Raw genomic sequence first — 14,930 nt, forward strand, 5'->3', positions numbered from 1 at the left:
TGAAAGATTCTTAAAAAGGCAATATGGAACCTGCCTTTGAGTTCTGCATATGCAGCGGGAATTTCCCGTTATCAAAAAGAGAGCATGCGCAATTTTTGTGCATGAATCAGGGTGGTAACGCCGACAAAGCTCGGTCCCTATTTAGGGACGCGGGCTTTTTTGTATTTTCTAGAAGGAGGAAGACTGACTATGGCAAAAGAACAAGTGCAAGCCATTACGAAGATGGAAGAGGACTTTGCGCAGTGGTATACCGATATTGTAAAAAAAGCCGAACTTGTTGATTATTCAAGTGTAAAAGGATGCATGATTTTACGTCCGTATGGTTATGCCTTATGGGAGAATATGCAGAAGGTGATGGATGAGAAGTTAAAAGAAACTGGCCATGAAAATGTATATATGCCAATGTTTATCCCAGAGAGTTTATTGCAAAAAGAGAAGGATCATGTTGAAGGATTTGCTCCTGAAGTAGCATGGGTTACGCATGGTGGAGATGAAAAGTTAGCGGAAAGACTTTGTGTACGTCCTACATCTGAAACTTTATTCTGTGAGCACTTTTCAAAAATTGTGCAATCCTATAATGATTTGCCAAAGTTATATAATCAGTGGTGTTCAGTAGTTCGTTGGGAGAAGACAACTAGGCCGTTCCTTCGTACGACTGAATTTTTATGGCAAGAGGGTCATACAATCCATGAAACGGCAGAAGAATCGCAGGCTGAAACATTAAATATTTTAAACTTATATGCTTCTTTCTGTGAGGATTATTTAGCAATACCAGTTATTAAAGGACAAAAAACAGAAAAAGAGAAGTTTGCTGGAGCAAAGGCAACTTATACAATTGAAAGTTTAATGCATGATGGAAAAGCACTTCAAACAGGAACCTCTCATAACTTTGGGACGAATTTCTCAGAAGCATTTGATATTAAGTTTTTAGATCGTAACGGTAAGTGGCAATATGTGCACCAAACATCTTGGGGTGTATCAACAAGAATGATAGGCGGGCTAATAATGGTTCATAGTGATAATAATGGACTTGTAATGCCACCAAAAGTCGCTCCAGTGCAAGTTGTTATTGTACCAATTGCTCAGCATAAAGAAGGAGTTTTAGCAAAAGCAACAGAGTTACAAGCACATATTCAAAAGGTTGCACGAGTAAAAATAGATGCTAGTAATAAAACACCAGGCTGGAAATTTAATGAGTATGAAATGAAGGGGATTCCAATTCGATTAGAAGTTGGCCCTAAAGATATTGAAAAGAATCAAGTTGTACTTGTAAGAAGAGATACGAAGGAAAAAGAGTTTGTACCAATGGATCAATTAGAAGAACGTATTCCAGCATTACTTGAAGAAATTCATATTGCTTTATTTAATAAAGCAAAAGCATTTCGCGATGAGAATACGTATGTTGCGACAAATTTCGAAGAGATGAAAAAAATAGCTGATGAAAAGCAAGGCTTTATTAAGGCAATGTGGTGCGGGGAATTAGCTTGTGAAGAAAAACTAAAAGAAGAAGTTGGCGTATCTTCACGTTGTATGCCTTTTGAGCAAGAGCATTTAGCTGAAGAATGTATTTGTTGTGGTAAAGAAGCTAAACAAATGGTGTATTGGGGAAAAGCGTATTAATACTTTTTCTGATAGGTGATAAAAGGACTTTGGGCTGCATAATAAAATGTAATCCAAAGTCCTTTTTAGTTTTATACAGTATTTCATGTACTTTTTAGATGGAAGGATGTTGTTCTTATTTTACGTTTTTACGACGAATAAACAGTAACATACCAATTAGGAATGTTGAAAGCCCCATTAAAATAGATATAGGGTAATGCGTTGCAGTATTAGGTAATTTATCACCTTGTTTTTTCGTATTATCTTTTACATTACCCCCTTGAGAACCGTTGCCCTCCTGAGAATTGCTATCGCCTTTAACACGATTGCCACCTTGAGAGCCATTACCCCCTTGAGAACTGCTATCACCTTTAACACGATTGCCGCCTTGAGAGCCATTGCCGCCAGAACCGTTACCACCAGAACCGTTACCACCAGAACCGTTACCGCCAGAACCATTGCCACTAGAGCCATTGCCGCCAGAACCGTTACCGCCAGAACCATTGCCACTAGAGCCATTGCCGCCAGAACCGTTACCGCCAGAACCATTGCCACCAGAACCGTTACCGCCGGAACCATTACCGCCAGAACCGTTGTCACCAGAGCCACTGCCGCCAGAACCGTTGCCACCAGAACCATTGCCACCGGAACCGCTGCCGCCAGAACCGTTACCGCCAGAACCATTGCCACTAGAGCCATTGCCGCCAGAACCATTGCCACCAGAACCATTGCCACTAGAGCCATTGCCGCCAGAACCGTTGTCACCGGAACCATTGCCACCAGAGCCATTGCCGCCAGAACCATTACCGCCAGAACCGTTGTCACCAGAACCGTTACCGCCAGAGCCGTTGCCACCAGAACCATTGCCACCGGAACCGCTGCCGTCAGAGCCACTACCACCAGAACCGTTACCGCCGGAACCATTGCCACCAGAGCCAGTATCGTCCTGAGAATCGTTATTTCCTGGAGGTATATTATTATCCTTTGAGTTTCCTTCTGCAAAATGATCGCTATTTTGTACAATAGCGTTTGTTAATGGTTGGAAGTTTTCAGTTGCAGCATTACCGATATTTAAACCGCTAAAAAAAGATAAAGAGAGTGTTGATGCTAAAATGAAGATTTTCGTCATGGTTTTCCTCCTAAGAGATTAATGTTCCATCTAAAATACATCCCTTTGTAATATTTCTTAGGAAAAAGAGTTTTATGCAAAAAAAACTATATATAGAAAAAGGTGGTGTATTTGTCAAAGCAGAAAAGAGTTAATGTAGATTTCCTACAAATAGTAGAGGGGGAGAATTTACATTCATAACGGTAGAGGAAGTGGCAGCAGATGAAAGAGTATATAGCGTTTGATATTGGCGGTACGCAAATTAAGTATGGTATTGTTTCAGAAATAGGGAGAGTATTAAAGCGTCAAACAGTTGCAACAGAAATTCATTTAGGCGGAGAACAAATTATTCAAAAACTTATATATGTATCCAAAAAAATAATGAATGAACATACTATTGCCGGAATCGGTATTAGCACTGCGGGAATTGTTGATATTAATAAAGGAATTGTGACGGGAGGCGCGGATCATATTCCGGGATATAGTACTATTCCTATTATTGATAGATTGCAAGAGATATTAAAAGTTCCAGTATCGATTGACAATGATGTGAATTGTGCAGCGTTTGGAGAAAAGTGGAATGGTAGTGGAAGAGAGAAAGATAACTTTATTATGCTCACCCTTGGAACAGGGATTGGAGGAGCAATTTTTATAGATGGAAAATTGTACCGAGGACATTCATTTAGTGCTGGTGAATGGGGGAATATGTTAATAGAAGGAAAAACGTTTGAAGAGGTTGCTTCGATTTCAGGATTAATTCGACTTGTAAGCAAATATAAAGGCAAAGGCAAGTGGAATGGGAAAAGAATTTTCGAGTTGTATGATAAAGGAGATCGGGAAGTTGCTCAAGCAGTTGGGATTTTCTTTAAACATTTGGCAATCGGAATTAGTAATCTTGCTTATATTTTTAATCCAGAAACGATTATTATTGGTGGAGGAATTACCGATAGAGGAAATGAGTTTTTAAAAGAAGTAAAAGAAGAGGTCAGTAAATACTTAAATCAAGAGATTTATAATAATTGTGAGATTGAACTTGCGCAAAACGGTAATTGTGCAGGAATGATTGGTGCTATTTACCACTTCTTACATCATCATAAGTAAATTATATGAATGTTTTCATATAACTGAGAATTTATCCTTTTTATCGCTAGGTAAATAATGCTACAATATAAGAGAAGAATACAATATTTTCCGATTCGGAAAATGCTTTGTAGAAAGGGAGAAACTTCATGCCTATTATTTTAGAAAAAGGTCAAAAGATCGATTTAACGAAAGGACAACCAAAAGTAGCAAAACTACAGGTTGGCTTAGGCTGGGATCCAATTGGGCAATCAGGTGGATTTCTGTCTTCATTATTTGGAAGTAAACCAAATGTAGATTGTGATGCATCTGTTGTTATGTTAGAAGGAGATCGTTTTTTAAACAAAAATGATTTAGTTTACTTCGGAAATAAACTTTCTACTTGTGGTAGTATTATTCATTCAGGAGATAATTTAACAGGTGAAGGCGCTGGTGATGACGAAACAATTTTCGTAGAATTACATAAAGTTCCAAGCCGTATTAATCGTTTAGTATTCGTTGTAAATATTTATGACTGTGTAAATCGTCGTCAAGATTTCGGGATGATTCGTAATGCATATATTCGTATTCAAAACCCGCAAACTGGTGAAGAATTAGCACGCTATAATTTATCGGATAATTATGCTGGCAAAACAACTCTAATTGCAGGTGAAATGTATCGTCACGGAAGTGAATGGAAGTTTTCAGCAGTTGGAGAAGGCACGCAAGATAAAAACTTAAGTGAGATTGTATCACGTTATCAATAAAATAACCGAGGAGGAATTGTATATGGCATCAATTTCATTGAAAAAGGGACAAAAGGTAGACTTAACAAAAACGAATCCAGGTCTTTCGAAAGTTCTTGTAGGACTTGGTTGGGACACGAATCGTTATGACGGACAAAACGATTTCGACTTAGATGTTAGTATTTTCTTAGTAGGCGCGAATGGTAAAGTTTCAGGAGCTGAAGATTTCGTTTTCTATAATAATCCAAAAGGTGCGAATGGTGCTGTAGAGCATTTAGGAGATAACCGCACTGGTGAAGGTGAAGGCGATGACGAAGCGATTAAAGTAGATTTGAAAAATGTTCCTGCTCACATCGAACGTATTTGTTTCACAATTACAATTTATGATGGAGAAGGCCGTAGCCAAAACTTCGGACAAGTTTCTAATTCTTTCGTACGTATTCTTGATGAAGAAAAGAATGCAGAATTAATTCGTTACGATTTAGGAGAAGATTTCTCTATTGAAACAGCCGTAGTAGTAGGTGAATTATATCGTCATGCAGGTGATTGGAAATTCAATGCAATCGGAAGTGGATTCCAAGGTGGATTAGCGTCTCTATGTAATAACTTTGGTTTAGATGTAGAGTAATAGATTTGATTTATATATCCATCGGTGAAATGTATGTTTACTGATGGATATATTTTTAAAGATAAAAATATAGAGGTGAATATAGATGGTTATTCAATTACAAAAAGGCCAGAAAATCGATTTAGGTAAGACAAGCCCTGGTTTAACAAAAGCAGTAATTGGTCTTGGATGGGATATTAAATCTTATGACGGCGGAGCCGATTTCGATTTAGATGCATCTGCCTTTTTATTAGATGCAAACGGAAAATGTACGAAGGAAACTGATTTTATCTTCTATAATAATTTGCAGTCTCCTTGTGGATCTGTTTTACATACAGGAGATAACCGTACAGGTGAAGGTGAAGGTGACGATGAGCAACTTGTTGTGGATTTGAAGAAAGTTCCAGCAGATGTGCACAGAATTGCTATTACAGTTACGATTTATGATGCAGAAGGCCGTAGTCAAAACTTTGGGCAAGTAGGAAATGCGTTTGTTCGTTTAGCGAATGAAGAAACGAGTGAAGAAGTTCTTCGTTTTGATTTAGGGGAAGATTTCTCCATCGAAACAGCAGTTGTCTTTTGTGAATTATACCGTCATAATGGACAGTGGAAGTTTAATGCAGTAGGAAGTGGATTCCAAGGTGGTTTAGGTGCGCTTGTAAGAGCGTATGGCTTGGATGCATAGAAAGGAAACGATATTCGTTTCCTTTTTTTGACCTTTCTATAAATCTAGCAAAGAATAGGGGATAAAGGTAAGATGAGTATTTTGCAAGGAATCCTTGATACGTATGCTCAGTTTTTCGACTTGGACATGTGGATTAAAGTGTTGCAGGATCCAGTATCTTGGGGATTAATTGGTACACTTGTTGTACTTGAAGGATTATTATCTGCTGATAACGCACTTGTGTTAGCGGTAATGGTAAAACATCTTCCGGAAGAAAAACGTAAAAAAGCATTATTCTATGGACTTATTGGAGCTTATGTGTTCCGCTTTATTGCGATTGGAATCGGAATGTTCTTAATTAAATTATGGTGGGTAAAACTTCTTGGTGCACTTTACCTTGCTTGGTTATCAGTAAAATACTTTATTGATAAGCGTAAAGGTGCAAGTGAAGAAGACGAAGCTCACGGTATGAATCAAAATAGTATTCTCTTTAGAATGTTTGGTGTCTTCTGGGGAACAGTTGCGATGGTTGAATTAATGGATATCGCATTCTCTGTAGATAGCGTACTTGCTGCATTTGGTGTATCTAATGAAGTTTGGATTTTACTATTAGGCGGAATGCTAGGTATTTTAATGATGCGTGGTATTGCTGGTGTATTCTTAAAATTGTTAGAGCGTATTCCAGAGCTTGAAACGACAGCATACATTTTAATCTTAATTATTGCAGCAAAAATGTTACTGTCTTTAATCGAGATTGAGATTAGTCATACACTATTCTTTATTATTTTAGTTGTAGCATTTGGAGCAACATTTATACTTCACTACATGAAGAATTCTGGACAAGCTAGAGAAGAAGTTGCAGCTACTAAAGAAGACAATAAATAATTGAAATGGGTTTGCTCGTTTTGCGAGCGCCCATTTTTTATAACCAAAAATAGTTTATAATAGAAGAAGGACTTAGAAAAAACGTAAATGTTTTTGGAGGTGAACTGTTGTGTTTTCACGTTTTACACTTCAACCATATGCATTAAAAGATGAATCAGATTTAAAGCAATTTGAAACGCTTTTAGAAAAACGCCCACAATATGAGCTGACAGAGAATGAGATGAAATTTAGTTATATAGCATGTCGAATCCTTGGTGTTCCTAATGATGTAGATGAATATTTTAATGAACTGTTTGATTATAGTGAAGCGAAAGGAATCGAAGTTTTACACGAACAAAATTTAAACAAAGTGATTGATTCGGAAAAGCTTCGTCATATTCAAGAAGTGTTCGGATTACATCAAGAAGCACCAAATGGTCTGACAGTAAATAGGCTAGTTGCACACTTATCTGGGAAACAACTTTTACCGAAAGTAGACAATCCTGATTTACAGCATTACATACATACGACGTTTATTTCACTATTGAAATTATATGAGAAGCAACATAATCAGTCGTTAAAGACAGAAGGCTTCCGTCGTTTCTTAATCGACATAATTAAACTAAGCGAAAATTACGTAGCGAAGTGGTTCTCTACGATTAATTATAAGAAACAAATGCCGCGTATCATTTGGTACGGTGATGCACAGGAAAGCCGTATATATTTCTTATACTTTCTTATTATGCTCGGTTGTGATGTGCTTTATTATCACCCAGAAGGAAAAGATGGATTTGAAAATATTGATGAAGAGGGAAGAACTTTTGTTGTATCTCATTCAAGTCGCATTTCGCTTGAATCATTCCCTGATCGTCGCCGTGAGCGTGTTGCAACAGTAGCGTATCAAGCTTCGAAAGAAATTGAACAAGTACTTCACCACGATAATTCACTGCTGTACAAGCCGTGGCAATTCCGTTCCTATACGCCTGTAGCTCGTACGTTAAAAACGACATATGATGAACTCTTTTTAATTACGAAAGAAAAGGCATTTGTACGCCCAACATTCTTTGTTGAAAATAAACATATTTATATTCCTTCTTTATTTGCGAAAATATCAGGCGTTTCAAAGAATGATAAAGAATATTTTCAACGATTAAAGGCTGTTACATCATTTGATAACAGTTTATTAATTAATACATTCCCGTTTACGAAAGAGCAAAAAGCAAACTTCCAATATCATTATCGAGATGCATTGGACCGAGCTGGAAAATTGCATCCTGATCTAATTATGAATAGCCATTGGTGGCCGCATAAGCGTTTACCGGAAGGTTTACAGCATGGGATTGCAGAGGCGATTATTCATACGTGCGAAAGTGAAATGTGCAAACCAATTGCGAAAGAGACGAAACAAGATGTAGCGCTATATGTTTTCGCACAACTTTCTCAAATACCACCGAATATTTTAGAACAGCTTGAGAAATTTGATTATTCACAAGATGTACCGAAAATTGTTATATTTAATAATGAGAAGAGCGGAGAATTAACTCGTTCTGACGCTGTTTTATTACTATTTTTGAATCAAATTGGAGTAGATGTATTCCATTTCAATCCAACGGGAAGAAACGATATTGAACCGTATATTGAAGCGGGGGCATTTGATTCACATTGGCTTGAAGAGGTTAATTTCGATCTTGAGTTTCATGGTTCATCAGCCTATAAAAATTTATCACAAACAATAAAAGGACTATTTCGTCCATTTTTATAAGGAAAGGGAGAATACCATATGAATAACCCAGTCGTACTAGATCCGAAAACAGAATTAAATGAACAAACAGCACAAGATGTTCGCTTACAACTTAGACAAGATGCGGATGTACAACGTATTTATAATGCGGTAGATATTAAAGATCAATTAGAATTAATTGAACTTGGAAAAGAACCTTCTATGGAAATTTCACGTTTTGCTGATCAAATTTTACATACAATGTCATTATCAAAGATAGAAGATTCTGGTGAATTATTAAAACAGCTTGGTAAAATTATGGACCGATTTGATAGTAAAGACTTTGCGGAAGAAAAAAGTGGTTTCTTCTCACGTATGTTCAAAAAAGCGGATAAAATGATAGAACAAATCTTTAGTAAATATCAAACGATGGGCCGCGAAATTGATAAAGTTTATGTGGAAATTACGAAGTACCAAGATGAGATGAAAAAATCAATTGGTACGTTAGATGGCTTGTATGAGCAAAACTTAAAATATTATTTAGACTTAGAGAAGTACGTAGTAGCAGGAGAAATGTTATTAGAGCGTTTAAATACAGAGTTAGTTCCGATGTATGAAGAGCGTGTACGTAATAATGATCAATTAGCAGGTATTGAATTAGAGTCGCTTAAAAACTCTGTTGAAATTTTAGAACAGCGTATTGACGATTTAGAAAAAGCACGTATGGTTGCGTTACTTACAGCACCACAAATTCGTATGATTCAACGTGGTAATAATAAATTAATTGGTAAAATCAATACAGCATTTATTACAACGATTCCTATCTTTAAAAATGGTATCATTCAAGCGGTAAATGCCAAGCGCCAAAAGCTTGTTGCAGATTCTATGGCTGAACTGGATCGCCGTACAAATGAATTACTTAAGAAAAATGCACAAAATATCGCAACGCAAAGTGTAGAAGTAGCGAGATTATCAGGTTCTTCTAGTATTAAGATGGAAACACTTGAGGAAACTTGGAACATTATTTCAAGAGGTATGCAAGAAACACAACAAATTGAAGAACAAAATAAACGTGAGCGTGAAGAAAGCCGCAAGCGTATGGCTACATTAACAGAGAATATCAAAAAAGAATTACAAGGATAAAGTGAAACTTTAATCAGTGGGGTTTTGTTCATCACCACCGATTATTAGCCTTCACCAATTGGACATTTATGGGCAGTTAATCCATCACCTAACTTCTTTGCTCAAACTGAATTTTGAGGTGGGAGTTTTACTGCACGGAAAATAGTAGGATAAATGAAAAGGCAATGAGGACTATTCCTCATTGCCTTTTAGTTTCTCTTCACTAATTTAATAATCTCATTCACAATAAGTGGAATGATACTTAATAAGAGAACAAATCCCCAATCTCGCATCGTTAATGCATGTACACCGAATATATTTGCAAGGGGCGGGATGGAGATGATACAAACTTGCATAAGAACACCGATAAGAAGGGAGAAAACTAAATATTTATTTGTAAAGATCCCAATTGAAAAAATTGATTTCGTTCTTGAACGCAAGTTAAATGAATGAACGAGCTGAGAAAAACTAAGAACGACAAATGCCATCGTTTGAGCGTGTAATAGAGCATCGTCATCAATTCGCTCTGGGAAAAGAGGAAATAAATTTGTATCTCCAGTATAGAATTTTGCTCCGGCGATAAAAGCTATTAGCGTTAAAAGTCCAATGATAACTCCATTGAAAATCAGGAAAGGAACGCTGCCACTAAATAAGCTTTCTTTCGCATGTCGTGGTTTTTCCTTCATCACATCTGGATCTTCAGGATCAACCCCAAGTGATAATGCAGGCAGTGTATCTGTAATTAAATTCACCCACAAAATATGAATAGGTCGTAGTGGTGTTGCCCAGCCGAGTAAAATCGCTAAAAATAAAGCGATAATTTCTCCGAAGTTACAAGAGAGTAGGAAGAGAATTGATTTTTTTATGTTACGATAAATATTTCTACCTTCTTCAACGGCTTTCACAATAGATGAGAAATTATCATCTGTTAACACGACGTCTGCTGCCCCTTTTGCAACGTCTGTTCCTGTAATGCCCATCGCAACGCCAACATCAGCTTGCTTTAAAGATGGTGCATCATTGACACCATCACCAGTCATAGAAACGATATTTCCTTTCGCGCGTAATGCCTTTACAATTTTCACTTTATGCTCTGGAGAGACTCTAGCGAATACATTTAAATGATTAATTTTGCTAGCTAGTTCTGTATCAGAAATGTTATCTAATTCAGTTCCAATCATAATTTCCGATATTTCTTCAGCAATGCCAAGTTCTTTGGCAATTGCAAAGGCGGTATCTTTATGGTCACCAGTAATCATAACTGTGCGAATACCGGCTTTTTTACATTCTTTAATTGAATCTTTCACTTCAGTTCGTGGTGGATCAATCATACCGACAAGACCAATAAAGATAAGATTTTTTTCAAGATGATTTATATCCACATCGTTTGAATCGTATTGTTTAAATGCGAATGAAAGTACTCTTAAAGCTTCTTGAGACATTGCTCCGGCAGCTTCTAATATTTGATTTTTATCAGAATCAGTTAAAATCTCGATTTTGCCGTTTTTAAAAATATGGGTACATCGAGGTAAGAGCTTATCAATAGCGCCTTTCGTCATGCTATAGTAGCTTTCATCGTATGTATGTACAGTTGACATCATTTTACGATCTGAATCGAAAGGTACTTCGTTAACACGTTCATGTATTTTTTCTAAATGATCTTTTTGCATGTTAAAAGTGGTTCCAGCAACGAGAAGTGCAATTTCAGTCGGGTCTCCCGTTTGTGATTCGTTATTGTAAGATGCATCATTACATAGCACCATATTTTCTAACAATAGACGTTGCGCATCATTATTTACATTTAAACTTTCTAAGCGATCGTATGTGTTATCACTATAAAAGTGAGTAACGGTCATTTTATTTTGCGTTAACGTACCTGTTTTATCTGAACAAATAATTGTGACAGAACCGAGGGCTTCAACAGCTGGTAGTTTGCGAATGATAACGTTTTGTTTAATCATACGTTGCACACCAATTGCAAGAACGATGGAAACGATAGCTGGCAAGCCTTCTGGAATAGCTGCAACGGCTAAACTAATAGCAGTCATAAACATTTCTAACGTATCCCGGCCTTGTAAAAAACCGATGAGGAACATAACGATACAAATAGCTACAGCGACAAAGCCTAAATATTTTCCGACTTGTGCTAAGCTTTTTTGAAGTGGTGTCATATCATCGTCTGCTTCATGTAAAAGGGTAGCAATCTTACCAATTTGTGAGTTCATTCCAGTTTCAACAGCAACACCGACGCCTCTTCCATATGTTACAAGAGTAGACATAAAGGCCATGTTTTTTTGATCGCCGAGTGGTACTTGCTCATCACGTTGCATGGAAGGGTGGTAGATTGCATCTTTATCAACAGGGACAGATTCACCAGTTAGAGCAGATTCTTCAACTTTTAAATTTGCGGTTTCGATAAGGCGTAAATCGCAGGGGATATATCGTCCGGCGTCGAGCATAACGATATCCCCTGGAACGACGTGCTCAGATGGAATTTCTTTTAGTTCACCATTTCTCTTGACGATAGCTTTAGGTGTTGCCATCTTTTTCAATGCCTCTAAAGCTTGTTCTGCTTTCGATTCTTGGACAACACCGATAACAGCATTTAAAACTACAACAAGCGCGATAATACTGGCATCCGCCCATTCACCTACAAAGGCAGAAATAAGGGCAGCAATAATAAGGACATATACGAGGACGTCATTAATTTGGGCGAAAATACGCTGCCATAAAGTGCGTTTTTGTTTTGTAGCTAATTCATTAGAACCGTATTGCTTTAAACGTTCACTTACAATCTCATCTGTTAAACCGTTTTGTTCGTTTGTTTCTAGGTCAATCAATGTTTGATCTTTCGTCTTACTGTACCAATTGCTCATAAGTAAGCACCTCCAGTAAAAACAGTTAGCAATGGTAGTGTTGCTATTATTTGTGAGTAGTATGTATGGAGAAAAAATCTAAGGTGAGGTTCTACTTCTATTGTACAATATTTTACAGTTGGTTGAGGGAAAGAGAAGAGTTGTCATGAATTTGTTGGAAATAAAAAAGAGCCTCATAATAAGAGAGGCTTTTTTACTTTTTAATTAATGTACCTAATTCTTCTGTAATAGCTTGCATTTCACTAATGCTGAATGTTTCACGTTTCATAACATGATCATAAATGTCACGTAAATCTTCGTACATTTCTTCGTTAAAACTAGCAGCTCTCATCGCTCCAGCATTAACCATACGTAATTTTTCTTTAATAGCTTCGACCATGTATTCAACGTTTTCTTCTGACTTTACGGATAAATCCACCGAAGTGTCCCCCTTTAAAATAACATAAGGCTATCTTAACATTTTTTATCATTTTCGTTAATGGATCTTTTCAATCCTATTAAATTAGTAGGGATTTCCTTTATATTTCATAATTGGTTGTTTATACTATAAGTATATATGAAGAAATGCACCAAGAAGGGAAGAAACAAAAACATGGTTCAAGTATTGTTTGTTTGTCTTGGGAACATTTGCCGTTCTCCGATGGCAGAAGCGATTTTTCGAAATCTTGTCGTAAAAGAGGGACTTGAAGAGAAAATTGTCATTGATTCTGCAGGAACTGGAGATTGGCATGTTGGTCATCCGCCACATAAAGGAACACAAAAAATTTTAAAAGAAAATGCAGTCACTTTTGAAGGAATTAAAGCAAGGCAAGTAGAAAAAGAAGACTTAACAAAGTTTGATTATATTATTGCCATGGACAACAAGAATATAGCAGATTTAAAAAGTTTAGGTAAAACTGGAGGCTATATTGGTAGGCTGTCCGACTTTGTTCCAGACGGAGGCTGGACAGACGTTCCTGACCCTTACTATACAGGGAATTTCCAAGAAGTATATGACCTTGTAACAGAAGGGTGTGCAAAGCTATTAGCTTTCATTCGAAATGAACAAGGAATATGAGGAAGCTTAGAAAGAAATACTTTCTAACATAAGAAATGAAAGGGTGAAGGAATATGGCAAAGAAAAATAATATTGCTCGAAACATTGCGATTGGTGTAGCGGCAGGTGTAGCTGTATCCATGTTAAAGAAAGAAAACCGTGAAAAAGTAAAAAATACAGCAGAAAAAGCAAAAACAAAGATGATTGAAATTGGTGAAAATGCAAAGATCAAAGAAAAAGTGCAAACTGTTACAGATAAAGGACGCGAACTTGCAGATTTCAATGTGGTAAAAGCGAAAGTAGCAGAAATTAAAAAATTAACGCCATCTGTTGTAGAGACGTTAAAAGAAACGAAAGAAATTTTTAGTAAGAAAAAAGTTGAGCCAGAAGAAAAGCCAGAAACGATTGAAATTCAAGCTGTATCTCCAAAGGTAGATGAGCTGAAAGCAGAAGAAGAGCCAGTAGTTGCTGAAGATGGTGGTATGAAAGAAGCGCGTGAATTATTTATAAAAGACTCAAATGCAGTGGAAAAAAAAACTGAAGCGTACATTGAGTTAAAGCAAGATAAAGAAGAGAAGAAAAGCGTTTAAACATATATGAGAAAAATTTTAGAAAAGGTGAGAAGAAATCGTACTTATTCGTTTGGTAAAGATTTATATGACCGGACGATGCGCGATGATGTAGCGGGCTTGGCAGCACAGCTCGCTTATTTCTTCTTGCTTGCAATTTTTCCTGGGCTCGTTTTCTTAATTACGCTTCTTGGATTTATTCCCATTCAAACAGAGGATGTGCTTAGTTTATTAGAGGTTTATGTACCAGATGATGCAATGAACTTAATTGAGGTAAATGTAGATAAAGTTGTAAACCAGCAAAATGGTGGTTTATTATCATTTGGTTTATTATCCATGTTATGGTTTGCCTCAAATGGTGTTAATGCGGTTATGAATGCTTTTAACCGCGCTTATGACGTAAAGGAAACACGTTCTTTTATTACAACAAGAGCGTTATCAATTGTGTTTACATTAGCTATTATTTTTATGATTGTCTTTGCGTTAATTGTTCCGGTATTCGGACAAGTTATTGGAGCAGCAGTGTTTAAAGCACTCGGTTTATCAGATAGTTTTTCTTTCGTATGGAGCATTACACGATTAGTAGCGAGTTTCTTCGTACTATTTGCTTTGTTTAGTTTCTTATATACATTTGCACCAGATCGAAAGTTAAAAAGAAGAGAAGTTATTTCAGGGGCGTTATTTGCTACTGTAGGATGGATTGTGGTGTCTTACTCATTTGCTTATTATGTAGATAAGTTTGCGAATTACGCCAATACATATGGTGGTCTCGGTGGTATCATTATTTTAATGTTATGGTTTTATTTAACTGGATGGGTAATTTTACTTGGCGGTGAAATTAATGGTTTACTCCACCATTATAGAACCGGTGACAATAATTCCCGTAATGAATAATGAGTTCTTGTTCCATAATAAAAAGGAACAGGGGGGATATTTCATGAGTAATAATAAAAAGAACCA

General features: G+C 36.7%; 14 protein-coding genes and 1 other annotated feature (1 of these 15 running past the window's edge). Of the genes, 11 read left to right on the forward strand and 3 right to left on the reverse strand.

Annotated elements, in window-relative coordinates; genetic code table 11:
• Positions 1–142, forward strand: a binding site (T-box leader); it begins 65 nt to the left of the window's first position.
• Between the two features lie 47 nt (positions 143–189).
• Positions 190–1,620, forward strand: a complete 1,431-nt coding sequence (proS, locus tag ACTL4X_RS02310) for a proline--tRNA ligase (protein WP_001040977.1) — start codon at positions 190–192, stop codon at positions 1,618–1,620.
• Positions 1,621–1,735: 115 nt separating this feature from the next.
• On the opposite strand, the gene ACTL4X_RS02315 is transcribed toward proS, so the two are convergent.
• Positions 1,736–2,728 carry an LPXTG cell wall anchor domain-containing protein gene (locus tag ACTL4X_RS02315; protein ID WP_441394977.1) on the reverse strand — a complete coding sequence of 331 codons (993 nt, stop codon included), beginning with the start codon at positions 2,726–2,728 and terminating at the stop codon, positions 1,736–1,738.
• Positions 2,729–2,929: 201 nt separating this feature from the next.
• Here ACTL4X_RS02315 and ACTL4X_RS02320 point away from each other — a divergent pair, with 201 nt between their 5' ends.
• The 7 genes from ACTL4X_RS02320 (at position 2,930) to ACTL4X_RS02350 (ending at position 9,510) form a co-directional block, all read left to right on the forward strand.
• A complete protein-coding gene (locus ACTL4X_RS02320; protein ID WP_000666117.1) occupies positions 2,930–3,808 on the forward strand; it encodes an ROK family protein in 879 nt (292 codons plus the stop codon).
• Positions 3,809–3,936: 128 nt separating this feature from the next.
• Positions 3,937–4,533, forward strand: coding sequence for a TerD family protein (locus ACTL4X_RS02325; RefSeq protein ID WP_001121586.1), 597 nt, complete (start codon positions 3,937–3,939; stop codon positions 4,531–4,533).
• Between the two features lie 22 nt (positions 4,534–4,555).
• Positions 4,556–5,140, forward strand: coding sequence for a TerD family protein (locus tag ACTL4X_RS02330; RefSeq protein WP_000146726.1), 585 nt, complete (start codon positions 4,556–4,558; stop codon positions 5,138–5,140).
• 85 nt (positions 5,141–5,225) lie between these two features.
• Complete coding sequence (locus ACTL4X_RS02335; RefSeq protein WP_000236643.1) at positions 5,226–5,804, forward strand: TerD family protein; 579 nt, start codon at positions 5,226–5,228, stop codon at positions 5,802–5,804.
• Between the two features lie 72 nt (positions 5,805–5,876).
• The gene (locus ACTL4X_RS02340) at positions 5,877–6,668 is read left to right on the forward strand and encodes a TerC family protein (RefSeq protein ID WP_000025704.1); all 792 of its coding nucleotides are present in this window, start codon (positions 5,877–5,879) and stop codon (positions 6,666–6,668) included.
• Positions 6,669–6,777: 109 nt separating this feature from the next.
• The gene (locus ACTL4X_RS02345; RefSeq protein WP_086400880.1) at positions 6,778–8,409 is read left to right on the forward strand and encodes a YceG family protein; all 1,632 of its coding nucleotides are present in this window, start codon (positions 6,778–6,780) and stop codon (positions 8,407–8,409) included.
• An 18-nt stretch (positions 8,410–8,427) separates the two neighbouring features.
• The gene (locus ACTL4X_RS02350) at positions 8,428–9,510 is read left to right on the forward strand and encodes a toxic anion resistance protein (protein ID WP_001064409.1); all 1,083 of its coding nucleotides are present in this window, start codon (positions 8,428–8,430) and stop codon (positions 9,508–9,510) included.
• 188 nt (positions 9,511–9,698) lie between these two features.
• On the opposite strand, the gene ACTL4X_RS02355 is transcribed toward ACTL4X_RS02350, so the two are convergent.
• Together ACTL4X_RS02355 and ACTL4X_RS02360 are read right to left on the reverse strand one after the other, a co-directional pair.
• Complete coding sequence (locus ACTL4X_RS02355; RefSeq protein WP_086400881.1) at positions 9,699–12,365, reverse strand: cation-translocating P-type ATPase; 2,667 nt, start codon at positions 12,363–12,365, stop codon at positions 9,699–9,701.
• 193 nt (positions 12,366–12,558) lie between these two features.
• Complete coding sequence (locus ACTL4X_RS02360) at positions 12,559–12,783, reverse strand: DUF1128 domain-containing protein (protein WP_000366196.1); 225 nt, start codon at positions 12,781–12,783, stop codon at positions 12,559–12,561.
• Between the two features lie 174 nt (positions 12,784–12,957).
• Here ACTL4X_RS02360 and ACTL4X_RS02365 point away from each other — a divergent pair, with 174 nt between their 5' ends.
• From ACTL4X_RS02365 to ACTL4X_RS02375, 3 genes are read left to right on the forward strand one after another with little or no spacing between them, the layout of a single operon-like run.
• A complete protein-coding gene (locus tag ACTL4X_RS02365) occupies positions 12,958–13,422 on the forward strand; it encodes a low molecular weight protein-tyrosine-phosphatase (protein WP_000250916.1) in 465 nt (154 codons plus the stop codon).
• A 53-nt stretch (positions 13,423–13,475) separates the two neighbouring features.
• A complete protein-coding gene (locus tag ACTL4X_RS02370) occupies positions 13,476–13,991 on the forward strand; it encodes a DUF4075 domain-containing protein (RefSeq protein WP_001085387.1) in 516 nt (171 codons plus the stop codon).
• Between the two features lie 6 nt (positions 13,992–13,997).
• Entirely contained in the window at positions 13,998–14,864 is an 867-nt protein-coding gene (locus tag ACTL4X_RS02375) for a YihY/virulence factor BrkB family protein (protein ID WP_001226536.1), read from the forward strand.
• Positions 14,865–14,930: the final 66 nt, after the last annotated feature.

It is taken from the genome of Bacillus sp. RE35, from assembly GCF_052146655.1.
GTDB classification, from domain to species: domain Bacteria; phylum Bacillota; class Bacilli; order Bacillales; family Bacillaceae_G; genus Bacillus_A; species Bacillus_A cereus.

Bases quoted from the DNA above. Each gene is read 5' to 3' on its own strand.
- ACTL4X_RS02320 (WP_000666117.1), top strand. From the start codon at position 2,930: ATGAAAGAGTATATAGCGTTTGATATTGGCGGTACGCAAATTAAGTAT.
- ACTL4X_RS02325 (WP_001121586.1), top strand. From the start codon at position 3,937: ATGCCTATTATTTTAGAAAAAGGTCAAAAGATCGATTTAACGAAAGGA.
- proS (WP_001040977.1), top strand. From the start codon at position 190: ATGGCAAAAGAACAAGTGCAAGCCATTACGAAGATGGAAGAGGACTTT.
- ACTL4X_RS02330 (WP_000146726.1), top strand. From the start codon at position 4,556: ATGGCATCAATTTCATTGAAAAAGGGACAAAAGGTAGACTTAACAAAA.
- ACTL4X_RS02350 (WP_001064409.1), top strand. From the start codon at position 8,428: ATGAATAACCCAGTCGTACTAGATCCGAAAACAGAATTAAATGAACAA.
- ACTL4X_RS02315 (WP_441394977.1), bottom strand. From the start codon at position 2,728: ATGACGAAAATCTTCATTTTAGCATCAACACTCTCTTTATCTTTTTTT.
- ACTL4X_RS02335 (WP_000236643.1), top strand. From the start codon at position 5,226: ATGGTTATTCAATTACAAAAAGGCCAGAAAATCGATTTAGGTAAGACA.
- ACTL4X_RS02375 (WP_001226536.1), top strand. From the start codon at position 13,998: ATGAGAAAAATTTTAGAAAAGGTGAGAAGAAATCGTACTTATTCGTTT.
- ACTL4X_RS02365 (WP_000250916.1), top strand. From the start codon at position 12,958: ATGGTTCAAGTATTGTTTGTTTGTCTTGGGAACATTTGCCGTTCTCCG.
- ACTL4X_RS02370 (WP_001085387.1), top strand. From the start codon at position 13,476: ATGGCAAAGAAAAATAATATTGCTCGAAACATTGCGATTGGTGTAGCG.
- ACTL4X_RS02355 (WP_086400881.1), bottom strand. From the start codon at position 12,365: ATGAGCAATTGGTACAGTAAGACGAAAGATCAAACATTGATTGACCTA.
- ACTL4X_RS02340 (WP_000025704.1), top strand. From the start codon at position 5,877: ATGAGTATTTTGCAAGGAATCCTTGATACGTATGCTCAGTTTTTCGAC.